Annotated in this window: 23 protein-coding genes; 6 read left to right on the forward strand and 17 right to left on the reverse strand. The window is 59.2% G+C overall.

Going from position 1 to position 23551, the window contains the following annotated elements; translation table 11 throughout:
• Positions 1–8: 8 nt before the first annotated feature.
• Positions 9–1067 carry a tRNA 2-selenouridine(34) synthase MnmH gene (mnmH, locus tag RHM62_RS10845; RefSeq protein ID WP_322122118.1) on the reverse strand — a complete coding sequence of 353 codons (1059 nt, stop codon included), beginning with the start codon at positions 1065–1067 and terminating at the stop codon, positions 9–11.
• Between the two features lie 4 nt (positions 1068–1071).
• A complete protein-coding gene (locus RHM62_RS10850) occupies positions 1072–1722 on the reverse strand; it encodes an arylesterase (protein ID WP_416172253.1) in 651 nt (216 codons plus the stop codon).
• A 16-nt stretch (positions 1723–1738) separates the two neighbouring features.
• Between RHM62_RS10850 and RHM62_RS10855 the strand changes: the two genes are divergently transcribed.
• Positions 1739–2449, forward strand: coding sequence for an ABC transporter ATP-binding protein (locus RHM62_RS10855; RefSeq protein WP_322125387.1), 711 nt, complete (start codon positions 1739–1741; stop codon positions 2447–2449).
• Here the strand turns inward: RHM62_RS10855 and RHM62_RS10860 are convergent.
• The 7 genes from RHM62_RS10860 to RHM62_RS10890 form a co-directional block, all read right to left on the reverse strand.
• Complete coding sequence (locus tag RHM62_RS10860; protein ID WP_322122119.1) at positions 2406–3938, reverse strand: NAD(P)H-hydrate dehydratase; 1533 nt, start codon at positions 3936–3938, stop codon at positions 2406–2408. The two genes, RHM62_RS10855 and RHM62_RS10860, sit on opposite strands and share 44 nt — an antisense overlap.
• Before the next feature lie 3 nt (positions 3939–3941).
• Positions 3942–5186 (reverse strand): D-amino acid dehydrogenase, encoded by a 1245-nt coding sequence (locus tag RHM62_RS10865; protein ID WP_322122120.1) that lies wholly within the window; start codon positions 5184–5186, stop codon positions 3942–3944.
• A gap of 31 nt (positions 5187–5217) precedes the next feature.
• Positions 5218–7251, reverse strand: a complete 2034-nt coding sequence (locus tag RHM62_RS10870; RefSeq protein ID WP_322122121.1) for a site-specific recombinase — start codon at positions 7249–7251, stop codon at positions 5218–5220.
• Between the two features lie 131 nt (positions 7252–7382).
• Entirely contained in the window at positions 7383–8066 is a 684-nt protein-coding gene (locus RHM62_RS10875) for an OmpA family protein (RefSeq protein WP_322125388.1), read from the reverse strand.
• Positions 8067–8113: 47 nt separating this feature from the next.
• A complete protein-coding gene (locus tag RHM62_RS10880; RefSeq protein WP_322122122.1) occupies positions 8114–8599 on the reverse strand; it encodes a pyridoxamine 5'-phosphate oxidase family protein in 486 nt (161 codons plus the stop codon).
• Between the two features lie 35 nt (positions 8600–8634).
• Positions 8635–9180 carry a ferritin-like domain-containing protein gene (locus RHM62_RS10885; RefSeq protein ID WP_322122123.1) on the reverse strand — a complete coding sequence of 182 codons (546 nt, stop codon included), beginning with the start codon at positions 9178–9180 and terminating at the stop codon, positions 8635–8637.
• 143 nt (positions 9181–9323) lie between these two features.
• Positions 9324–9473 carry a lmo0937 family membrane protein gene (locus RHM62_RS10890; protein WP_322122124.1) on the reverse strand — a complete coding sequence of 50 codons (150 nt, stop codon included), beginning with the start codon at positions 9471–9473 and terminating at the stop codon, positions 9324–9326.
• 446 nt (positions 9474–9919) lie between these two features.
• Between RHM62_RS10890 and RHM62_RS10895 the strand changes: the two genes are divergently transcribed.
• Together RHM62_RS10895 and RHM62_RS10900 are read left to right on the forward strand one after the other, a co-directional pair.
• Positions 9920–10231 carry a BON domain-containing protein gene (locus RHM62_RS10895; protein ID WP_322122125.1) on the forward strand — a complete coding sequence of 104 codons (312 nt, stop codon included), beginning with the start codon at positions 9920–9922 and terminating at the stop codon, positions 10229–10231.
• A 102-nt stretch (positions 10232–10333) separates the two neighbouring features.
• Positions 10334–11494 carry an AI-2E family transporter gene (locus RHM62_RS10900; RefSeq protein ID WP_416172327.1) on the forward strand — a complete coding sequence of 387 codons (1161 nt, stop codon included), beginning with the start codon at positions 10334–10336 and terminating at the stop codon, positions 11492–11494.
• Between the two features lie 56 nt (positions 11495–11550).
• On the opposite strand, the gene RHM62_RS10905 is transcribed toward RHM62_RS10900, so the two are convergent.
• From RHM62_RS10905 to RHM62_RS10930, 6 genes are all read right to left on the reverse strand, one after another.
• Positions 11551–12894 (reverse strand): DUF3422 domain-containing protein, encoded by a 1344-nt coding sequence (locus RHM62_RS10905; RefSeq protein ID WP_322122126.1) that lies wholly within the window; start codon positions 12892–12894, stop codon positions 11551–11553.
• A gap of 103 nt (positions 12895–12997) precedes the next feature.
• Positions 12998–13951 (reverse strand): chemotaxis protein, encoded by a 954-nt coding sequence (locus RHM62_RS10910; protein WP_322122127.1) that lies wholly within the window; start codon positions 13949–13951, stop codon positions 12998–13000.
• A gap of 69 nt (positions 13952–14020) precedes the next feature.
• Positions 14021–14713 carry a glutathione binding-like protein gene (locus tag RHM62_RS10915; protein WP_322122128.1) on the reverse strand — a complete coding sequence of 231 codons (693 nt, stop codon included), beginning with the start codon at positions 14711–14713 and terminating at the stop codon, positions 14021–14023.
• A 113-nt stretch (positions 14714–14826) separates the two neighbouring features.
• Positions 14827–16089: an acyl-CoA dehydrogenase family protein gene (locus tag RHM62_RS10920; protein ID WP_322122129.1), complete on the reverse strand. Its 1263-nt coding sequence runs from the start codon at positions 16087–16089 to the stop codon at positions 14827–14829.
• Between the two features lie 43 nt (positions 16090–16132).
• Positions 16133–17191, reverse strand: a complete 1059-nt coding sequence (locus RHM62_RS10925) for a phosphotransferase (protein WP_322122130.1) — start codon at positions 17189–17191, stop codon at positions 16133–16135.
• Positions 17192–17287: 96 nt separating this feature from the next.
• Positions 17288–18067 (reverse strand): oxepin-CoA hydrolase, alternative type, encoded by a 780-nt coding sequence (locus RHM62_RS10930; RefSeq protein WP_322122131.1) that lies wholly within the window; start codon positions 18065–18067, stop codon positions 17288–17290.
• Positions 18068–18474: 407 nt separating this feature from the next.
• On the opposite strand from RHM62_RS10930, the gene RHM62_RS10935 reads away from it, so the two are divergent.
• On the forward strand, positions 18475–20298 hold the full coding sequence (locus tag RHM62_RS10935; protein WP_322122132.1) for a hypothetical protein: 1824 nt from the start codon (positions 18475–18477) through the stop codon (positions 20296–20298).
• A 31-nt stretch (positions 20299–20329) separates the two neighbouring features.
• A complete protein-coding gene (locus RHM62_RS10940; RefSeq protein ID WP_322122133.1) occupies positions 20330–20986 on the forward strand; it encodes a glutathione S-transferase in 657 nt (218 codons plus the stop codon).
• Between the two features lies 1 nt (position 20987).
• On the opposite strand, the gene RHM62_RS10945 is transcribed toward RHM62_RS10940, so the two are convergent.
• Complete coding sequence (locus tag RHM62_RS10945) at positions 20988–22124, reverse strand: HD-GYP domain-containing protein (protein ID WP_322122134.1); 1137 nt, start codon at positions 22122–22124, stop codon at positions 20988–20990.
• A 132-nt stretch (positions 22125–22256) separates the two neighbouring features.
• Positions 22257–22730: a putative toxin-antitoxin system toxin component, PIN family gene (locus RHM62_RS10950; RefSeq protein WP_322122135.1), complete on the reverse strand. Its 474-nt coding sequence runs from the start codon at positions 22728–22730 to the stop codon at positions 22257–22259.
• Between the two features lie 33 nt (positions 22731–22763).
• Between RHM62_RS10950 and yaaA the strand changes: the two genes are divergently transcribed.
• Positions 22764–23540: a peroxide stress protein YaaA gene (yaaA, locus tag RHM62_RS10955; RefSeq protein ID WP_322122136.1), complete on the forward strand. Its 777-nt coding sequence runs from the start codon at positions 22764–22766 to the stop codon at positions 23538–23540.
• Positions 23541–23551: the final 11 nt, after the last annotated feature.

Raw genomic sequence — 23551 nt, forward strand, 5'->3', positions numbered from 1 at the left:
AGGAGCGATCAGGCCGGATGCAACTGCCGCGCCGCCGCGTCAAATGCCTCCGGCGAGATATCCGGCAATTCCAGCGCAAAGGCTTGCGTGTACTGGCTGAAGTTGCGCTCTATCGATTTCAGATAGGCCGGATCGTAATGCTGGACCAGCAATTCATCGACCAGCAACGGCAACTTGCCCTCGCGCGCCATTGCCTGCCAGACGCCGATGCGCTCCTTGCCATACATCGTCACCAGGCATTCGAGTTGGGCCGCCAGCGTCTCGGGCGCATCAACGAAGTTGTCATATTCCTGCATCAGCAATTGCACCCGATGAGGTTGCGATAATCCCAGCGCGATGCAGGGCGACGCACGGATGCGCTCCATCAACTGCTCCGGCACACGCACATTGCCGACCTTCTTGCTTTCGGATTCAACGAAGACCTCGCGCGCCGGGTCGAAGGCGCTGAGCGCCTGCCACAGCCGGGTTTCGAACATTTTCTGGCTGGGTTGCGGTGCGCTGGGCCAGCCACCGAGGACCGAGCCACGGTGTTCGGCCAGCTGCTCCAGATCAAGTACTTGCGCGCCACGGGCGGCCAGTGTCTGCAGCAAGCGGCTCTTGCCACTGCCGGTGGTGCCGCAAACGACCCGATAGGAAAACCGTGCCGCCAGTTCCGGCAGGCTGGTGTTGACATGCCGGCGGAATTCCCGGTAGCCGCCATCGAGCTGGATCGCCGGCCAGCCGATCTTGGCCAGGATGTGTGCCAGCGCACCGCTGCGGTTTCCACCACGCCAGCAATAGACCAGCGGTTGCCAGTCTTTCGGCTTGTCGGCAAAGACGGTCTCGATGTGCGTGCCGATATTGCGGGCGACCAGCGCGGCACCGACTTTCTTGGCCTCGAACGCATTGATCTGTTTGTACATGGTGCCGATGCGGATGCGCTCGGCGTCATCGAGGACCGGACAATTGATCGCGCCGGGCAAATGGTCTTCGGCAAATTCACCGGGACTGCGGACATCGATGATGGCATCGAATTCGGCCAGTCGCGGCAGCAGTTCAGCAAAGGGGAGCAGGGCAGGATACTTCATGGGTTCATTTGCTTAAAAGCGGCTTGAGTTGCGGCCAGATGTTGTCGAGGATGATCGGATGGGCTTGCGCGGTCGGATGGATGCGGTCGGCCTGGAACAGCTGCGGCTGACTGACCACGCCATCGAGCATGAACGGCACCAGCGACGATCTGGTTTCTTTGGCCAGCGTTGGAAAGATCGCTGCAAAGCGCTTGGTGTAATCGGTACCGTAATTCGGCGGCAGCTGCATGCCAACCAGCACGACACGGGCCTTGGATTTTTTGGAGGCGTTGATGATGTCGCGCAGGTTTTTTTGGGTATCGCCGAGAGCCAGCCCGCGCAAGCCATCGTTGGCACCGAGTTCGACGACAACGACGTCCGGTTGGTTCTTGCTTAGCAGGGCCGCCAAGCGTGTTTTTCCACCGCTGGTGGTTTCGCCGCTGATGCTGGCGTTGATCAGGGTGACATCGATGCCAGACTCTTTGAGACGTTGTTCGAGCAACGCAACCCAGCCTTCGCCACGCGCCAGTCCGTACTCGGCAGACAGGCTGTCACCGAGCACAAGCACTGCTTTTGATGCAGAATAAGCGCTCGTTGTACACATCGCCACGGCAACCAACACTGCCACGCGCGCCCACTGCCTCAATCCCCGATTTCTTACTGACTCTATACGCATGCCTGAACTTTCCAATATGAATGTTGATCCGAATCTTGCATTTGCCGTGCCACTTGCCATTGAAGCCAGACGGCTGACCAAACGCGTCACTGATGCGACCGGTGAATTGACGATACTGGACAGCATCGATTTTACCGTGCCGGCAGGTGCCACACTGGCCATTGTCGGTGCCTCCGGTTCGGGCAAATCGACGCTACTCGGTTTGATGGCCGGGCTCGATACACCCACCAGCGGCACCATTTTGCTCGATGGCGTCGATCTGTTCGCCCTCAATGAAGATGGCCGTGCCGGTTTGCGCATGGCCAAGCTGGGTTTCGTGTTCCAGTCCTTCCAGTTGCTCGGCCATCTGACTGCACTCGAAAACGTCATGCTGCCACTGGAGCTACGTGGTGACGATAACGCCAGGGACAAGGCAGCAGCCATGCTCGGCCGGGTCGGGCTGGAAAGCCGGGTCAGGCACTATCCCAAATTCATGTCGGGCGGCGAACAGCAACGCGTCGCGCTGGCACGCGCTTTCGTGACCGAACCACCGCTGCTGTTTGCCGACGAGCCCACCGGGAGTCTGGACGCCGCCACCGGCGAGGCCGTCATCGACCTGATGTTCGAACTCAATCGCGAGCGTAAATCGACGCTGGTGCTGGTGACGCATGATCGACTGATTGCAGCGCGCTGCGGTAGCACGATCACCATTGCGGCGGGCCGGCTGGTTCAACCCGCAACGGCATGAACGTGTTCTGACGGAGTGGCTTGAGCAGATTGAGTTCACGGCGTATCTGCAATAGCAATTCACCGGCGTTCAGTCCGATCGGGCCGTGGCCGTCGCGCACCAGTACATCGGCTGCATGACCATGCAGCCAGGTTGCTCCGGTTGCGGCTTCCCAGGCCGGCCACCCCTGCGCCAGCAGCGCCCCGCATAAACCGGCCAGCACATCACCGGTACCGCCACTGGCCAGCGCCGGATTGCCGCTCGGATTGATCGCCATGTGACCATCGGGCCGCGCAATGATGCTGCCTGATCCCTTCAGAATTACCACCGCCTGCAAGCGTACCGCCAGCGCCGCAGCGGCGGCAGTGCGGTCGGCCTGCACCCGTCCGACCGTGCAACCGAGCAAGCGCGCTGCCTCCAGCGGATGCGGCGTCAGCAGCACCGTCGCCGGATGGCGCGCAACCCGTTGCTGCAAGGCCGGATCGGCGGCAACCAGATTGAGGGCATCGGCGTCCAGCACCAGTGGCTGGCTGCTCTGCAAGATCCGCAGCAGCAACGCGGCGGCCATCGTGCCGGTACCCAGACCCGGACCCGCGACCAGCACGGCCTTGCCAAAATCGATGTTGCCGGCGCTGCGGCACATCAGTTCCGGATGCAGCGGATCGAAGGCCGGTACGCTGCCGATGAATGCGGCATGCACCTTGCCGGCGCCCGCGTGCAGCGCGCAGCGCGCAGCAAGAATGGTCGCGCCAGTCATTCCGTCCGCGCCACCGAGCACCATCACGTCGCCATAACTGCCTTTGTGGGAAGCATGCGAGCGCGTGTGGACGGCAGATGCAAACAAGGCCGGGCCGGACAATTCCAGCGCGCAGGATTCGTACAGCGCAGCATCGATACCGAGTGGTTCGACGAAGATGGTGCCGGCCTGTTCGCGTCCGGCCAGCGTGTGCAGACCCGGCTTGTCGCCAATGAACGTGATCGTGTGGCTGGCGCGGATGGCGACGTCGCCGACCAGTGCGCCATTGTCGGCATCGAGCCCGCTGGGCACATCGATGGCCAGCACGGTGAGGTCGAGCCGGTTGATCATGCGGATCAGGTCGGCCATCGCGCCAGCTATCGGCCGGGCCAGACCGATGCCGAACAAGCCGTCGATCACCAGCGACCAGTGCACCGGCGGGAGCGCGTCGACGAAGACGGCCGTCGACTGGCGTGCCCGCTGCAAGGCGTCTTGCGCGTCAGCGGGCAAGCGCTCCGGATCGGCGCACAGGTGAATGCTGACACTCGCGCCCGCTTCGGCCAGTCGGGCCGCGGCATCGAGCGCATCGCCGCCATTGTTGCCCGGGCCTGCCAGAACCAGAATGCTGGCCGCAACCGGTGTCACCGTCAGCAGCGCCAGCGCGGCCGAACTGGTCGCCAGGCCGGCGCGCTGCATCAGCGTGCCGGCAGGTACTTGCTGCAGCGCTGCCTGTTCAATCCGGCGCAGCGCGGCGACGCTGTAAAGGGCGTGCATAAATCAGCCGAACCGCGATAGCGTCAAGCCATCGAGATCGATATCCGGCGTGCGGCCCGATACGAGATCCGACAGGATTTTGCCGGTGCCGAGCGCGGTGGTCCAGCCACTGGCACCGTCATCGAGACCGACATAGACGTTACGAACCGGCGTGGCGCCCATGACCGGCACGCCATCGGGCAGCATCGTGCGCAAGCCGCTCCAGAGCGTGGCGTTGTTGTAGTTGCTGGCATTCGGAAACCAGTCGGTGGCGACCTTGCGCAAGGTACGCTGTGCGGCTTCCGGCACCTCCGGTGAACGTGCGCCAGGATCGAGTACGCCGGCGATCCGCACGCGGTTGCCGAAGCGTGTGATGGTGGTCTTGTAGGTATCGTCCGTCAGCGACGCCAGCGGTGCTTCATCAAAATCACGGATGCTGCAGGTAGCGCTGTAGCCCTGTACCGGCAACGCGGGCAAGCGTACGCCGAGCTCATTGAGCAAGGTGGGATTTTCGATGCCGGCTGTCAGTACGACCGCATCGGCAGTGAAGCTGTTGCCCTCCATGTGCAAGGCGACGCGGTTGTCGATGCGCTCTATGCGGTCGACCGATTTGCCGAACAGGAAGGTCACGCCGAGCGACTGGGCGATGGTTTTCAGTTGCTTGGCAAACAGCGCGCAGTTGCCGGCTTCGTCCTGCGGAAACTGCAGGGCGGCAGTCAGTGGCGTGGCGGCGCACAGCGCGGGTTCCAGCAGCCGCGCGGCATCGGCATCGAGCACGTTGTGAGGAACCTCCATTTCAGCCAGCAAGGTCAGCAGCGGTTGCGCCAGCAGGACATCGCGGGCACCACGAAACAGCTGCAAATGACCGACGGTCTGCTCGTAATCCATGTTGTAGTGCAGGCGTAATTGTTCGAGTACGTCGCGGCTGTAGAAGCCGATGCGCTGCAGGCGCAGCTTGTTGATGCGGAAGCGTTCTGCATCGCATTCGGTCATCCAGCGCCGCGCCCAGCGCCACAGCGCCGGGTCGAGCCGGCGACGCAATACGATCGGCGACTCCTGCCGGAACCACTGCGCAAAGAGTTTTCCCGGCATGCCGGGCATGGCCCACGGGGCCGACAGGGCGGGTGCCACCAGGCCGGAATTGCCAAAGCTGGCTTCCTCGGCGACATTGCTGCGTCGCTCAATGAGTGCCACTTCATGGCCGGCGGCCGCCAGGAAATACGCTGTGCTGACCCCCAAAACACCGCCGCCTATCACTGCTACTTGCATGTATTGCATCCTTTGTGTGAGCTAACCACTGTCATTGCGGCGTTGTCCTTTTTTTCGGGGGAATGAAGAAATCAAGCGGGCGCTGCACCATTCTTGCCAGCAGCGCCCTGACCAGTGCGCCGCCCCGGCTGAACCGGACCTGGCGCGAACGCAGTGCCACGAACAGGGCGAGGCCAAAGCTTACCAGCAGATTCGTGATGCCTATGCAAACGATGCCGAACAACGAGGTCAGTAGCACTGGCACACTCACCTGGAAATCCAGTCCGACCAGCGCAATGGCCAGATTGGCCGCAGAAAAAGTAACGTGGCGTATATCCACCGGCAAGCCGATCAGCTGGCCGAAGGTGCCGATCGAGCCCAGCAGCACACCGAAAAACAGGTTGCCCATCAGCCCGCCCAGATTTTTTTCGAGATAGGCCGCCACCCGCGTATGGCGGGCCGGCCCGAAGACGCGACGCCAGCTGCGCAATTGCAGTATTCGCTGCGCCATCCGGGTATAGACCGCGCGGTTATCGAAATAGCCCGAGATCATGCCGGCCAAAAACAGGCAGACACCGGCAATCGCCGCATGGAACAGAGCCAGACTGGTGAACGGGTTGATGTCATGCAGCAGATGCTGCGCCTTGTCGGCCGACACCAGCTGGTGGTCGTTGAGCGCGAAGCACACCATGGCGATGGTCAGCGCGGTCGGAAAGACTGTCATCAGGTTGCCGAGAACGGCAATGAATTGCGTGCGCAGCACCTTCACGATCAGGTCCGCCAGGCTATCGATGCCAATCGTGCGGTTGTCGTTGGCGTGCAGGTCGGCGGCGATGCGTGCGGCGGTCATGGCCGGTTGCTTGGTGGCGACCGTGAAGTGCAGCAGGTGGATCAGCATGAAGCCGAGCGAGTAATTCAGGCTGAACAGGAAGGCTTCGACCAGCGGCGCGCTGCGCAGGGTCGCCAGTAAAATCTTGATCAGTGCCATGAAAGCGATGACGAAGCCGGCACCTGCCGACGACCGGAACATCGTGCCGTAAGCCACACGATCATCGGCGATGTAATGCTCCCCGGTGTGGCTGGCGTTCTCGGTAACATTGCGCGCCAGCAGGTGGATGTTGGCGGAAAACAGTTCGCGCACGGCGTACTTGCGGTTGTGTCCTTGCGCCATATCCAGCGCCAGATCGAGCGCCAGTTGCCGCCGTTCGGCGCTCCAGGGCAGCTGACCATCGGCCGGTTTCAGGTCGACCAGCATCAGCAGGCGACGCAGCCGGTCTATGCTCTGAGTCAGGCGCACCAGCAGATAAGTCAGCGCCACGCTAGTACCGCGATGCAGCGCGTTCTTGCGGATGCGCGCAATGATGTTGTCGCACTGATCGAGCATGACCAGCAAATGGCCGGCATCACCGGCGGGAGCAATCGCCCCATCGGTCTGCTGCATTGCGCTGGCCAGGAAGGCATGGACTTCGGCGTTCTGCACCAGGAAAGGCGATTCGAATTTTTCGAGATCAGGATGGATGCGCACAAGTGCCGGCTCCAGCCCCATGGCGCTGATCCGGTGCGACAGGGTCTGTATGGCTTCGAGCAATTCGACGTGCGCAAGGCGACGGTCGATGCGGTCGCTGCGCAGGGCGGTGTCGGTGGAGGCGACATCGCTGGCGACGATCACATCAAACAGCATCAACCAGTCGGCCGGCGCGATCAGGCGCAACCATTGATAGTCGGTCTTGACGCACAGGATGCGGTCGAGGCAGTCGCTCAGGTAGAGCGTATCGATCGCCGGCGGCAGCACGCGGAACGACAAGCGGCGGAACAGTTCGGTGAAAAAACCGTCACTCGGCAGGATGCCGGTATCGGTGTAGAGCGTCGTGTGGCGGCGCTGCGAAAGCACATGCAACAGGTAATGGCGCAATGCCGCGCCGTGCGCCGGGTTGCCTTTGATGAGCTGGGTCAGCATGCGCAGCCGGGCGGTTGCGACTGCGCCCTGGTCGGGTTCGGGCGGACGGATCAGGGCGACCAGTTCGGCCAGCGCGCCCATGTCATCGCTGACAGGATGGGCGGTAATACGTTCAAGTAGAGTCAGCATGCAATCGGATCAATGGAGCGGGCGGGAAAGCTGGCCCGCAGTGTGTCATGCCACTACGGCTTGCGTGCAAAAGAACGGCGGGTATTGCAGGTATTGCCGGCATCGTTGATCAAGTCGATGCCGGCAAGTCTCTATTGCTGCCGTTCTGCCACGAAAATTTCTACGCGCCGGTTGCGTGCGCGCCCGGTGCTGTCGTTGTTGGAGGCGATCGGATCATTTTCGCCGCGGCCTTCGATGGTGAAGCGGTACGGTGCGACGCCACGGCTGATCAGATAGTCGCGGGTCCTGCCGGCGCGGTCGACCGACAACGGATCGTTGATGGCGGCACTGCCGGTGTTATCGGTGTGGCCGATGATGGTCACGACGGTCGATGGGTTGTCATTGAGGCTGTTGCCGAAGCGGTCCAGCACCGGACGGAAATCGGGCTTGATATCCGAGCGGTTGGTGTCGAACGAAATATCGCTCGGAATGGCCAGCTTGAGCCGGTTATCGGCCGTCTGGGTGACCTGCACGCCGGTGCCCCTGGTCGCCTGTTCCATCGCCTGCTTCTGGTTTTCCATGCGGGTCGACCAGACGTTGCCGATCGCGGCCCCTGCCGCTGCACCGAGTACGGCACCGCCTGCAGTGCGGCCACCGCCGCCGCCACCAGTCGAGGCGCCGAGGATGGCGCCAAGTCCGGCACCGATGCCGGCACCGGTGGCGGTACCGCGCTGCGTGCCGGACATGTCGGCACAGCCGCCCAGCACGGTGGCACCGGCGATGACGGCGATGGCAATAAGGCGGGATCGTTGCGTGGGTTGGATTGTCGTGCTCATCATGATTCCTTTGGGTGTGGGTACCTGAACAGTCAGTGGGCGCGTGCTTATTTTTTCAGCACGCTATGCTTGCCCAGGTCGTCCTTGTCAATGTCGATACCGACGGCGGCCTTGGCCATCGTCAGCATTTGTTCCATCTTTGATTTTCCCGAATCCCAGATATCGGCTTTCACGATATCGACCCGCAGCAAGGTCAGCGCCGGATCGTCCAGACCCTGCGGGAAAAACAGCTTGAACGCCGGCTTCCAGAGTTCTTCCATCAGCGCACGATCCTGCACCAGCGATGCGGTGCCGGATGACGAAATGAAACGGTGCTCTGCCGAATCAGCGTAGCAGAGCAGAACCGTCGGGTTTTGACGAATGTCGGCAACGGCTTCGGAATCGGTCGCCGTGAAAAACCAGACCGCGCCGTCGCGGCCTGCCGCCTGGGTGGTGAACGGACGTGCCTCCATCAAGCCGTCGGCATCGTGCGTGACGAGCATGGCAAATTTGATGGCGCTGATTTTTTCGTAAAAGGTGGTCCAGTCTTGCATGCCAGTCTCCGTAAGGTCCGTTAAAAAAGGATTGTTTAGTCCTGCATGCCGTGATGCAGCGAAGCCAGTTCGTCGGCATGCTCTTCTTCGACTTCAAGGATCTCGATGAGCATGCGCCGCGTGGTCGGGTCGGTATCGCCGAGGGCGGCGATCATTTCGCGGTAGCTGTCGATGGCGATGCGTTCGGCCACCAGGTTTTCACGGATCATGTCTTCAAGCGTGCTGCCTTCGACGTATTCGGCATGGCTGCGGGCCGACAGGCTGTCCGGCGAAAAATCGGGTGCGCCGCCTAGCTGCACGATGCGCTTGGCCAGCCGGTCGGCATGGCCGGATTCTTCATTGGCATGGTCCAGGAATTCGGCCGCGACGGCTGAAGCATGGATGCCTTCGGCCATGAAATGGTGGCGCTTGTAACGCAGCACGCAGACCAGTTCGGTCGCCAGTGCGTCATTGAGCATGGCCAGTACCGCGGCGCGGTCGCCGTCGTAGCCACTGGTGACGGCACCGTCTTCAATGTGCTTGCGGGCGCGCAGACGCAGCGTCGCAGTATCGGTGAGGGCAGGGCGTGAATTGGTGGTCATGGTGAATTCCTTATGATCAGGTGGATGGCGCTATGTCGCTGCAAATGCGGGGTATGGGGCGCTGCATACCCGCCACAGCTGCTGTCCTGCAGTGAAACAGGTTCGGGAAAGAGCCCGCCGGCGCAGCACCGGGGGCGCAGGACTTATAGCGGCTTGCGTCCCGAAATAATGCGCAAGAGGATAACGACAACGGCGATTACCAGCAGGATGTGGACGAAGCCACCCAAGGTGTACGACGTGACAATGCCCAGCAGCCAGAGAATGATGAGGACCACAGCAATTGTGTACAACATGATCGGGTACTCCTTGTTTATTGAGTGTTGAAATCCGGACCGGCCACGATCAAGCATGCGACCGGTCGATGCGATGCACTTGCATCCTGCCGCCTGTGCATGGTGCCGGGTCATCGGCCTACCGCCTGTCGATGGCACGTGCCGATTGTGGGTGGGCGGCTGCCTTATTTCTGTGCGACAGCGTACATACTCCGGCACATTTCCCGACTGACAGGTCAGCGCGTTTCGCGGAGTGCGAGCCCGATGACGTACGAAAGATTTGTTTTATGTACGGTGCCGCACAGAACATCAGTGACCGGCTCGTTACAGTGCGGTGTCTTTCAGGCGGTTTCGCCAAACGCCAATGTCGCAGCTTGCTGCAGATAGCCCTGGCGGTGGCGCAGGTCTGCGTAATCCACACACGGTTTATCTGTTATTCGATTCATTCATTTTTCAGGGAGCTCACTATGATTTTTTCCAAACGCATCAGTACATTTTTCCTCGCCGCTGCCTTGATCGCTGTCGCCGGTTGCGCCTCAACGAGCACCAAAGAAGGCACGGGCGAGTATGTCGATGACACCGTCATCACCACCAAGGTCAAGGCTGCGCTGCTCAATGAGCCAACCCTGAAGTCCCGCGAAATCAACGTCGAGACCTTCAAGGGCGTGGTACAACTGAGCGGCTTTGTTGTTAACCAGGCAGATGCGACGATGGCAGCGACGCTGGCACGCGGTGTCAAGGGCGTCATGTCAGTCAAGAACGATATCCGCATGAAGTAATCATGCGCTGACCGCAGCACATCGCTGCGGCATCGTTGATCAATCGGCCCGGCATGATTTGCCGGGCCGTTTTGCGTCTACCCCACCATTGAGAGCTTGATGATGACACCTACCCCTGAATCCGCAGCCGACGCTGATGCCGCCATTCTGCTACCCGCAGCGCCGCCGGAAAAGCCGGTTTTGCTGCAGCGGATTCACGTCGATGCGCGCGGATTGTCGCTCGCGATCATCGCCGTGGTGGCGGCAATATTTGCGCTGCAGAGCGCGCAAAAATTCCTGATTCCGCTGCTGTGCGGGATCTTTCTTGCTTACACGCTCAATCCGCTGGTGGCGTGGCTGGAGCGCTGCCGCGTGTCGCGCGTGTTCGGCACCGTGCTGGTGATGCTGATGCTGACGGGCAGTATCACGGCGGTCGCCACGACGCTGGCCGATGAATTCCAGTCCATCATGCAAACGCTGCCCGACGCGTCGCACAAAGTGGCACGCGCGATGCTGCGCAACGAGTCCGGCCAGCCTAGCGTCATTCAGCGCATGCAGGCGGCGGCTAGCGAAATCGAATCCGCCACGTCAGGCAATCGATCCAGCGCGCGGTCGCTGCCGTCCAAGGAGCCGACGTTTCGGGTGAGCGATCTGCTGCTGGCCGGTTCGATGGGGGCGATGGGCTTGGTCGGGGAAGCCGTCGTCGTACTTTTTCTGGTGTTCTTTTTACTGCTGTCGGGCGATACCTTCAAGCGCAAGCTGGTCAGACTGACCGGACCGTCGTTGTCAAACAAGCGGATCACGGTCCATATCCTCGATGCCATCAACAGCTCGATCCAGAAGTACATGTCGATGCTGCTGGTAACGAATTCGCTGTTGGCGGTGCTGATGTGGATTGCCTTTCGAACGATCGGTCTCGAAAATGCCGGTGCGTGGGCGGTGGCCGCCGGATTACTGCATGTGATTCCGTATTTCGGACCATTGCTGCTCACGGTGGCCGCCGGCCTGATGGCCTTTCTGCAGTTCGGAACGCTGGGCCCGGTGTTGCTGGTGATCGGCAGCTCGCTTGGCGTATCGACGCTGGTCGGTACGCTGGTGACGACGTGGATGACCGGTCGCATCGCCAAAATGAATCCGGCGGCGGTATTCATTGCGCTGCTGTTCTGGGGCTGGTTGTGGGGTGTATGGGGCTTGCTGCTGGGCGTGCCGGTGGTCGTGATCATCCGCGTCGTAGCCGCCCACGTTGAAGGCATGCAGGCGGTGGCCGAATTGCTTGGCGAGTAGGCTAGCGACAGGCGTGAACGACCGGCACACCCCTTTTTCGGCTCAGGGGCAGTCGTTCAATGCTTAATCTGTCCGTGCAGGCGACGCAAGCCCAGCCAGACCACCAGCACGATCAGCGGCACCATCAGTCCGGTTGCCAGATCGGTATTAATCGGCAAGCCCGCCGACTTGGCGGCCTTGGCGGCATAGCCGCATAAGCCGACCATGTAGTACGACACTGCCACCACCGACAGGCCCTCGACCGCTTGTTGCAGGCGTAACTGCTGCGCGGCGCGCGCATTCATTGATTGCAGGATCTGGCGGTTATGCAGCTCTTGGGCGATGCCCACCCGGGTACTGAGCAAGTCATTTGAATGCGCTATGCGCTCAGCCAGCGCCGCTTGCCGCCGGACTGTGGCGGCGCAGGTGCTCATGGCCGGTGAGAGCCGGCGTTCCATGAATTCACGTAGTGTCGGTAAGCCATCGATACGGACTTCACGCAGCTCTTCGATGCGTGCCTTGACCAGCTGGAAATACGCCTGCGACGCCGAGAAGCGGTAGCTGTTGTCGAGGGCAAGTTTTTCACTGCGGGCGGCCAGGCCGGTAATGCTGCGCAAAAGCGCGCGTTCGCCATCATCCGGTTCGCCGGTAGCGTCGACCGAACCGGCCGCGCTAGTATCGTCATCGCTGTCGACCATCTCTTCCGTCAGTCGCGCCAGTTCGGCCTCGATCGTATTGAGCGTGGTGGTCGAGGCGAGCGCATGGGGCAGGCCAAGCAGCGCCATCATCCGGTAGGTTTCGATTTCGAGTACGCGCTGAACCAGCCGTCCGAGCTGATACTCGCGCAGGCCCAGATCGCGCACCACGAAGCGGCTGAAACCATCGCTCTGGATCAGAAAATCACTCCAGACTTCGGCGTCCTGCAGAACGACACTGGCGGCCAGCGAGAGGCCTTCGAAGACCGCGCGGATTTCGCGCGCATCGGGATCTTTGCCGGGGCCGGATTTTTCCATCACGACGTGGGCAGCGACCAGAATTTTTCCTTTCAGTCCGTGCAGCCACTGCTGCGGGACATGCATCAACGGTATGCGTTCGAATGCTTGTGCCAACGGCGCGCTGTCGGCATGGCGCATTGCAAACGTGAAGGTGGCGAATTCGGTATGGCATTCCCATTTGAGGCGGAAGCGACCGAAGTCATGATAAAAATATTTGGCATCGGCAGCCGGGCCCGCCACGCCAAAACAGCCGCACAGGTCGACCAGTTTGCGTAGGTGCCAGTCAGGCGTGGCATCGAGTTCGGCATACAGGGCCAGATGGGTCACGCTTTCAGGGGCGTCCAGTTGCAGGAAGGGCCGGGAATGGGCTTCGGCCGCCAGCGTCATGCGCAGCGGGTGATTCAGGACAGGGGAGGTGATCGGCATGGGGCAGACAATAGCAGAGTGGAACAAAAACAAGGCCTGATGTCAGGGTCAGGCTACAAAAAGTGCCGCCGACAAGCGCCGGCGGCACCGTCACAACGGTCGATCAGGCGAGGACTTTACGGATCGCAGCAGCCAGTTCTTCGGCAACGAACTTGGCCACATACGCATCGGCACCGACGCTCTTGACATGGTCTTCATTGGTCGTGCCCGACAGTGACGAATGAATCACGACCGGCAAACCGGCAAAGCGCGGGTTTTGCTTGATGTTACGGGTCAGCGTAAAACCATCCATCTCCGGCATTTCGAGGTCGGTTAGCACCATCGCCACTTTATCGCGGATGGTCTGGCCTTCGGCTTCGGCGGCACTGGCCATCGCTTGCAGCTTGTCCCAGGCCTCCTTGCCGGTCTTGGTCATGATGTATTGCGCACCGATCGCTTCGAGTCCGGCCTCGATCAGCGAACGCGCTACCTGCGAGTCGTCGGCGGCGAGGATGACGCTGCCGGGCTTGAGCAGTAACTTCGGACCGATGGTCTCGGGATCAACATCCTTGCCGCTGGTCGGCATGATGTGACGCAGAATTTGTTCGACATCAAGCACCTGCGCAAGCCGGGTCGGTTCGTTCGGGACTTCGAGCCGGGCGATGCTGGTGATCATCCCCCCGACGCCGCTGGCCTCGGCCGACAATACCTGGCGCCATTCGAGCCTGACGATTTCTTCCACCGCTTCGACCGCAAAGGCCTGGGTCGAGCGCGCGTATTCGGTCACCAGCATGATGTTCAGTCCGGTCTTCGGAACGCAGCCGACCAGGGCGGGCAGGTCGATGACGGGGATGATCTGACCGCGCAGATTGACGACGCCCAGCAGGTTCGGATGGGCCCCGGCGACTGCAGTGAGTTCGGGCATCGCAACGATTTCACGGACCTTGAACACATTGATGCCGTACAGCTCCGAGCGATCCCCGTTGGCGTCGCCGCCTAAACGAAACAGTAATAACTCGAACTGGTTGGAGCCGGTCAGGTTGGTACGTTCATCGACTTCTTGCTGGACTGATTTCATGAGTGGCCTCGGTAACGAAGGGAGCAGGATGCTGTAGTGATTATCGGTTGTTATTGAGCAATACGGAATTTATCGTTTCGCATATTGTGACGTGCCAAACAACACCTCCCTGGCCTTGTCGTCCGTCAGCGGCTTGCGCAGATCGGCCAATACCTTGACGCCGCGCTGCACGGCAGGGCGTGCGGCGATGTCATCGAACCAGCGCTGCACCTGCGGAAAGTCGCTCAGTGTAATGCCCTGGTTCTGCCATGAGCGGACCCACGGAAAGGTCGCGATATCGGCGATCGTGTAGTCGCTGCCGGCCAGCCAGGTCTGCCCGCTCAGACGGCGTTCCAGTACGCCGTACAAACGGTGCGCCTCGTTGGTGTAGCGGTCGACTGCATAGGCAATTTTTTCGGGTGCGTAGATGCGGAAGTGATGGGCTTGTCCCAGCATCGGACCGACGCCGCCCATCTGGAACATCAGCCATTGCAGCGTCGTGAATTTTTCGCGATCGGTGTTACCCAGGAAGCGGCCGCTCTTGCCGGCGAGATACAGCAGGATGGCACCGGACTCGAACAGCGAGATCGGTTTGTCATCGGGACCATCGGCATCGACAATCGCGGGAATCTTGTTATTCGGGGAAATGGCCAGAAAATCCGGCTTGAATTGGTCGCCCGCGCCGATATCGATGTGATGCACGCGGTAGGGCAGGCCAAGCTCTTCGAGCAGGATGTGGACCTTGTGGCCGTTCGGGGTAGCGGTGGAATAGACATCGATCATGAAAGCTCCGTCACATGAAAACTGCGTGAACACTGCGAGCCGTGATTATGCCGTTGTTTGACGCGCCGGTGCAGCCCATCTGGCAGCACCGGCGGTCGTTCAGGAATGCCGACTCAGGAACGCGTGATCGGCAGTTCCAGGTCCTCGCCGGGGAGTCCCATGTGCTTCGACAATTCCAGCTTGGCGATGGCATTGCGATGCACCTCGTCCGGACCATCAGCGATGCGCAGCGTGCGATTGCCTGCCCACATTGAGGCCAGCGGGAAATCATCCGACACGCCGCCTGCACCGTGCGCCTGGATAGCCCAATCGAGTACTTGCTGGGCCACGTTCGGGGCCAGCACCTTGATCATGGCGATCTCGGCCTTGGCGTGCTTGTTGCCGACGGTGTCCATCATCCAGGCCGCTTTGAGTGTCAGCAAGCGGGCGCTGTCGATCTGGATGCGTGACTCGGCAATACGTTCGCGCCAGATGCTTTGCTCAGAAATCTTGCGACCGAAGGCGACCCGTTCGTTGAGCCGTTTGCACATCAGTTCGAGCGCCCGTTCTGCCACGCCGATGGCGCGCATGCAGTGGTGAATGCGGCCAGGTCCGAGCCGGCCCTGGGCGATTTCAAAGCCACGGCCTTCGCCGAGCAGAATGTTCGAGACCGGGACGCGAACATTCTCGAAGCGGATTTCGCAATGGCCGTGCGGCGCATCGTCATAACCGAACACCGGCAGTGGCCGCACGATAGTGACGCCTTTGGTGGCAACCGGTACCAGAATCATCGATTGCTGGGAATGGCGGGCGGCTTCGGGATCGGTCTTGCCCATCAGGATGAAGATCTTGCAGCGCGGATCGCCGGCGCCGGAAATCCACCACTTGTGACCGTTGATGACGTACTCGTCGCCATCGCGTTCGATGCGGGTGGCGATGTTGGTGGCGTCCGACGAGGCGACGGCCGGTTCGGTCATGGCAAACGCGGAACGGATTTCGCCGCGCAGCAGTGGCTCCAGCCATTCGACCTTGTGCGCCTCGACGCCATAGCGTTCGATGGTTTCCATGTTGCCTGTATCGGGCGCGCTGCAATTAAAGACTTCCGGCGCCCAGCCGACGCGACCCATGATTTCGCACAACGGGGCGTAGTCCAGGTTGGACAAGCCTTCCGGTGCGCGCTCTGATTTTGGCAGGAACAGGTTCCACAGGCCTTGTTCACGCGCCAGCGGCTTGAGTCGTTCCATTAATTCGGTGGCCAGCCAGCGGTTCCCTTTTTCGGTGCCGTTGCGGTCGATTTCCTGCTTGTAGGCTTTTTCGTTCGGATAGATATGCTCGTCCATAAAAGCCAGTAACTTCGTCTGAAGCGTCTTGCATCGTTCCGAATACGCGAATTCCATCTTGTCTCCTGTTGGTTTGTTGTGGATGGTGTGAGGGCAAAATTTATTGCTTGCAGGCGTATTGCCAGCCCATCTCGGCCATCGCACGGGCAGCCTGGCCGGCTTTCAAGGCCTGGGCGCTGGCAGCGGTGCCGTCGACGAAACGCTTCATGATTCCTTGCAGGATGCCGGCCATGCGGAACATGTTGTAGGCCAGGTAGAAATTGAAGTCTTCGGGGCGGATGGTCTTGCCGGTACGGGCGCAATACGTGGCGATGTATTCGGCTTCGGTCGGAATGCCGAGAGCCGGCAAGTCCAGCCCGCCGATGCCGCGGAACTGGCCGGGAGGAATGTGCCAGCTCATGCAGTGATACGAAAAATCTGCCAGCGGATGGCCCAGCGTCGATAGCTCCCAGTCGAGGATCGCGAGGATGCGTGGCTCGGTCGGATGGAACATCATATTGTCGAGGCGGAAGTCACCGTGGACGATACTGGTTTCGTCGCCGGGCGGGATGTTCTTCGGCAGCCATTCCATCAAGTGATCCATGGCGTCGATTTTTTCGGTCTCGGAAGCCTTGTACTGGCGGGTCCAGCGATCGATCTGGCGACCGAAGTAGTTGCCGGGTTTGCCGTACTCGGCCAGGCCGATGGCGGCGTAATCGATGGTGTGCAATTGCGCGATGACACGGTTCATTTCATCGTAGTGGGCCGCGCGTTCGGCCTTGTCCATGCCCGGCAGCGACTGGTCCCACAAGACCCGGCCGTCGACAAATTCCATCAAATAGAAGGCGCGGCCGATGACGGCTTCGTCGGTGCACAGCGTGTATTGTTTTGCGGCTGGAAAGCCTGCCTTGTTCAGTGCATCCATGACGCGGTATTCGCGGTCGATGGCATGTGCCGATGGCAGCAGTTTGGCGGCCGGTCCGGGCTTGGTGCGCAGCACGTAATGCTGGCCGTTCGCATTGATTTTGAAGGTCGGATTCGACTGCCCGCCTTTGAACTGCTCGATCGTGAGCGGTCCCGAGAAGCCGTCGACGTGACGCGACAGGTATTCCTGCAGCGCTACGAGGTCGAATTGCTGGCGTTCGGCGACGGGCATGGTGCCCATGAATTCTTCAAACATCTGGTCTCCTGAGTGCTTTGGTTTTGTATTCTACATTAACGAATCGTACGACCGTACTATTTAAGTCCGGCTTGATTGCGAAGTCAACAATGCGGGTCAACGGTAGTGCGGTGTGCGTTTTTCCAGGAAAGCACCGATGCCTTCCTGAGCGTCACGATGGTGGAGAGATTCGACAAAACTGTGTTTTTCAGCATCGGCATGTTCGGCAAGTGTGCTGGTTGCAGCCTCGCGCACCAAAGCCTTGATGCGTTGGACCGCATTCGGTGAGCGACCGGCCAGCTGGTCAGCCCATTCGAGAGCGGCATCGAGCGCGCTGCCGTCGGGCACAATGCGGTTGACCAGGCCTAATTGGAAGAGTCGTTCAGCGCTGACCGGCCTGCCATCCATCAGCAATTCGGTAACAAGCTGGCGCGGTAGTGCCTGGTGCAGGAACCATGAACCGCCGCCGTCAGGTGTCAGGCCGACATTGACATACGCCATCAGGAATTTTGCCGACGCACCGGCCACAATCAGGTCGCAAGCGAGCGCTAGCGAAAAGCCGGCACCGGCGGCAGCACCGTCGACGGCCGCGATGACCGGCTTCGGACAATCCCGTAACGCATCGACCCAGCCATTGAGCAGGTCGATCGAACCGGCCTGCACGGCGCGTGGTAGCGCACGATTTTCCATTAGGCGGGTTAGATCGCCGCCGGCACAAAAAAAGTTGTCGGCGCCAGTCAGGACAACCATGCGGATGGAATCGTCGCGCCCGGCGGTGGCTAAGGTTTCAATGGCCGCTGCCGTCATATCTGGATGTAGTGCGTTGCGCTTGCCCGGATTAGACATGGTGACAATGAGTGTGGCGTTGTGGCGGGTGGCCAGTAATTCTGCTGACATAGTCGGTAGTTGACAATAGTGACGAAAAGAGCGGCAATGATGCATGATTTGTGTGCGCTTGGGGCGGGGCGGGCAACTTGCAACTTGAACATAAATCCCCGAGAATGCGGCCTGCTATGCCCGATGAAGCCTCATAGCGTCACGACACGGAAACCCGGAGTCGCCGAAAAGCCCATCTGCTGGGTTCAGCGTTGAAATCAAATGATCTGTCACCGCATGTCTTAAGTTCGATGCGCGGCGGTGCCATTTTTTGACTGTTGGTAGGAGTTTCAGAAGTTGCAATTGCGGGAATCCTTGACAATCAGGCTGATTTCGCTTTTTTGTGCTGAAAATTTTGTATATGATCAATCTTGGTTATGGGTAACTGTTAGTGGCTGCAGAGGCCTTTTGTGAGGAAATTCAAAACGATGACGCGCCTAAAGCTGAATCCGGCATTGCACCGGATTGCAATCGCAGCAATCACCTTGTGCGCCGGTTCTGCCCACGCTGTCGGCATCGGGACAGTTCAGGTCCAATCCGGTCTTGGTCAAGTGCTCCAGTTATCCGTTCCAGTGATCGGTGCCGATAGTGCCGAACTAATTGCCTCCTGCGTCAAAGCCCGCCTTGAATCATCGGACGGCGTCTTTATCGCGTCTCCCGTGGTTTCCATCAACAAATCGTCCCAGGGATCGACCTCCATTCAGATCACAACCCGACAGCCTGTCTACGAGCCAGCGATGTCCGTATCAATCGACCTGACTTGCGGGGCACGGGTTCATCGTGATTTCCAGATTTTGCTTGATCCCATCAGTACATTTATTGATGTGCCCGGTGCGACGGCACTACGCAATGCACCGCCCAAGACCGTTGGTGGACCACGCGTCCTTGCTGGTAATTCCTCGTCCGCACTGGTGCCTGGCCGCGCCAGTGACAACCAGACTACGACAGTCGATGGCAACAAAAGACGGGACCTTACTGCGGCAGAAGGAAAACGTGTCGCCGTTAATCTGGCACCTTTAGCGCCAATACCGCGTAGCGCTTCATCCCGCAATGTCCTGAAACTGTCATCGCAGGAGTTGACAGCGGCAGAACTTGCTTCATTGGGGCAACTCAAGCTCACCAGCCAATTGGCTGAGCCGGTCTCTGGCGCAGGTGCGCCGTCCGGTGACGATCTTGCCGCGGCCCGGCGGCGCTACGCAATGGTGTTACGTGGCGAAGATCCAATTAAATCGGCTGATCAGGAAAGTCTCACACAACAAAATCAAATCACTACGCTCAAGCAGCAATCCGACGCCGGCAATGCGCGGCATGTTGCTGACCAGGCTGCTTTTGATGACTTGCAAAAAAATTCCATGTCGCTCGGATGGTTTGCCGGCCTTGCGGCATTGCTGCTAGGGAGTATTGGTGTTGCGGGATGGTTGGGTTGGCGGCTGAAGAACTTGTACAAGCAGCCATCCGCGATACCCTGGGACGTGAGTATTCTGCGTAACGAGACCGGAACTGCGGCGGGTGCGACCGAATCCGCTGACCGGGCGGATCAAGCAGGACCCGTGCCATTTGGCTTGTTCGGTGCCGGCAGGAACCCGGTACGTACTGTGTCGGCTGAACCGGAATTCCTGCAGGTCCGCGACGAACCGGAAGAGAGTCATTCTGCGGGTGGTATAGCGGAGACCACCGGTGCCGCGATCGGCAAAACCGATTCTCCGGTTTCAGTCGTCCATGAAACATTGCAATTTTATCCGGCTAGAGTCGAACACTTGAAGGTCGAAGAAATTTCGGATGTGATGCAGGAAGCAGAATTCTGGGTGTCGCTCAACGATCCCGGTCGCGCCATCGAAATCCTCGAGCCTTATGGCAATCTGGAGCAGCCCGAATCACCGATGCCCTGGCTATTTTTGCTGGACCTGTACCGCGATTGCGATAATCAGACCAGCTACGAAGCGCTGCGCGAACGGACCATCCGTATCTTCAATACCCGTATTCCCGGCTGGGATGAAGTTCCGGACGTCGCTCCGGCGGCCAGTCTAGAAAATTTTCCGCATGTCGTCGAACAGATCTCCGCGTTGTGGGAAACCGAACAAATCCTGCCGTATCTCGAGAGTCTTGTACTCGACAAACGTGATGGTATCCGGCGCGGCTTCGACATTGAGGTTTATCAAGAAATCATGTTGCTGTTATCGATTGCGCGGGGTTTTGGTCCGGCCCGGCGAGCTGGTGCCGTCAAGGACATGCCTGATCTGACACTGGAATAGCTATTCGGTTTTACCCTGGAGACTAAAAACAATGATCAAACTCGCCGGCTTTGCGTTAAGCAACTACTACAACAAAGCCAAACTTGTTTTGCTGGAAAAAAATATCCCGTTTCAGGAAGAACTTGTCTGGACGGACAAATCAGCCGCCTTGCTCGTCAAGTCACCCTTCGGGAAAATTCCGTATATTGAGACCGCAGACGGGCCGTTGTGCGAGTCGCAAGTGATCGTCGATTACCTCGAGCAGTGTTATCCGCTCATGCCCTTGTTGCCGTCTGACCTGTTTGCCGCTGCCAAACTGAAAGAATTGATCACGGTAATTGAGTTGCACCTTGAACTGGTGGCACGCGAATTGTACGCAGAAGCTTTTTTTGGCGGAAAAGTCAGCGAAGAGACTAAAGCGCGAACTTACAAACTGCTCAAGCGCAACGTCAGTGCCTTCGCGCGTTTGGCCAGGTTTGAACCCTATGTGGGAGGCGCCGAGTTCAGCTTGGCGGACTGCGCCGCGCTGGTTCACCTGCCGCTGGTCTCCATCGCTTCAAGGAACGTACTTGGCGAGGATGTCCTTGCCGGCCTGCCTGTACGTGACTACCTGACGATGCTGGGCCAGCGACCGCACGTGCAGCGCATCAATACTGACCGCAAGATCAATCAGGACCTGATGGCAAAGCGTTCTGTTAAGCCAGCCTGATTTACAGGTTGGCGTCGCTACCCCATAGCTGATGCATGTTGAATCGGACCGAGGCAGCATCGGCGTGTAAGACTTCGCGTATTTTCGTCAGTGCCCGTGCCGTATCGCGCTTGATCGGAAACGCCAGGGGTGCGCCGTGGGGGCCAAGCAGCGCATGCACGATCGGCGTCGTAGAACTCACTCCCTGGCTGGTCACTACCCCGACTTCCCCGTTTTCCAGTTTGACGAAGGTGCCGCAAGGATAGATTCCGAGCTCACGCAAGAAGCTGGCCGCGAGGAGGGCATCGATCTTGTTTTTTTCGTTCAGTAAAATGTCGCGCAGGGCCGCATTGGGTAACATTTTCTTGCGATAAGTACGCGCAACTACCCGCGCACAATAGCGGTCGGTCAGCATCAGCAGTTTGGCATTGCTCATCATTTCGCCGCCGCGCTTGCCGGAAGAATAGCCGCTACCGTCTTCGTTTTCATGATGCTGCAGGATGCAGTTCAACCAGTCTTCATCTTTGACGCCTGCTTCGCGCAAGAGCCTGACGCTTTCCGCCGGATGCCGGTAAATGACTTTGCGTTCGCCGTCGGTAAGTTGATTGCCGTTGGTTTGCAAGTGGCCATGTTCGCGCAGCATGCCAAGATTCATTGTCAGTGCGGCAGCTGTGACCGATACAAGTTCCGCCTCGGATTTACCGTTTTGGTTGCCGACGTGCGCCACCAGAATGGCGGTGTCGATGCAATGCCGGACCGCATATTCGCCGACATCCTGATTCAATAAAATTGTCGCCACTGCCACATCACTGTTAATGGAAACCGCATAGCGAATGGCTTTTGCGACTTCGATGATCTTGGATTGGACCTCGGTTTCATTGCCGATATTGAACAACAGTCGTTCAAGTCGCTTGATGGCTTGATTAATGATGCGCAAGGCAGAGGCCTGCTCGGGCTTGACGACGGGAGGATTTTCTTTTTTTGACGGGCCGGCAGTCCCACTGATGAACAAGCCGCGTTCGATCAGACGCTCAATCTGTAGTCCGCTGTGGACGATCTGGCCCTGTCTCAATAATAAATGACCGGCCAGATCGGTGATGTCCCAAGGGAGAGCTTGTCCGGAGACGATATCGGCCAGATTGATGCGGCGTTGTTCCATGCTTGCCCCCGGAAGTGCGCCATGTTGGCTGGCGTCTTCATCTGACGCTGCTGTTTGACGCTGCAAAAATTACTCTTGGGAATAAATGTTTATAAGAAACATGATTGCACGGAAACGATCTTCGGTATGTTGTTAATTATTACTATTGGTCGTTATACCTTTGAATAATGGTGCTGGAATGATCCATGACTCTGGCTTGAGGATCAGGAACAAGCCAGACCGGCGTGTTTTCGAGGCCAACTTCAACAGTGCTTTATCTTTCGTGATGAGGACCGATGCCTTGGCATCACGGGCCAGTTCGAGGAATTTCTGATCATCGCGGTCCTTGCAAACGGGCAAACGTACTGTCGCCGTATCCGTAGCGATGTCCGGCAAGCAGCGGATCGCTGCATCGAATTCGGCCATGCTGCGCTGCCGTTCGGTGTCATCGAGTTTCAACTGTGCATAGCCGAGCACGATCAGCCATTCCATCCTGCAATCGGCACGGGTGACTGCCTCGACGGTGCCATCCCGCAGCGCCGTGACCAGGCTATCCCAGCGCGGATCCCTGAACACAAACAGGTCAAGGCAGACGTTGGTGTCGATAACGATACGGTTGGGTATCATTGAGCCTGCCCATTATTTTTACGACTGCAATTCATGCTCATCGTTTTATCCCCTGCCAAAACCCTCGACTATGCCACAGCGCCCGGTACGAAATTTTCTACTACAGCCGATTTCATTGACCATTCGGCCGCACTGATTGATGTTTTGCGAAAATTATCGCCTGCCGAGGTCGGCACATTGATGCACATTTCCGACCCGCTCGCGCAGCTCAACGCGACGCGCTATCTGAGCTGGGAAACAGTCGCCACGACTGCCAACGCCAAACAGGCCGTGCTCGCGTTCAATGGCGATGTGTATGAAGGGCTCGATGCGGCCTCGCTGAAACCAGCCGAACTCGATTACCTACAGGCGCATCTGCGCATTTTGTCCGGCTTGTACGGCGCGCTGCGCCCGCTCGACTTGATGCAGCCGTATCGGCTTGAAATGGGCACGCGGCTGGCAACTTCGCGCGGCAAGGATCTATACGCCTACTGGGGAGATACCGTGACCGAAGCGCTCAATGCACAGCTTGATGCACAAGACTCGGCCGCGCTCATCAATCTGGCGTCGGAAGAATATTTCAAGGTGGTCAGGCCGGCGCGGCTGAAGGTTCCCGTGATTACACCGATCTTTCAGGACTGGAAAGATGGTCGGTACAAAATCATTTCGTTTTACGCAAAACGGGCTCGGGGATTGATGACGCGTTATGCGGCAGAGCACCGGATTACCGGGGCGGATGGCTTGCGCGAGTTCAATCTTGGCGGGTATGCCTTCGATGCGGACGCCTCGGATGCGTCGCACTGGATGTTCCGGCGTCGTATTACGGCTTAAAAAAAAGACCT

Source organism: Actimicrobium sp. CCC2.4 (assembly GCF_034347385.1).
GTDB lineage: Bacteria > Pseudomonadota > Gammaproteobacteria > Burkholderiales > Burkholderiaceae_D > Actimicrobium.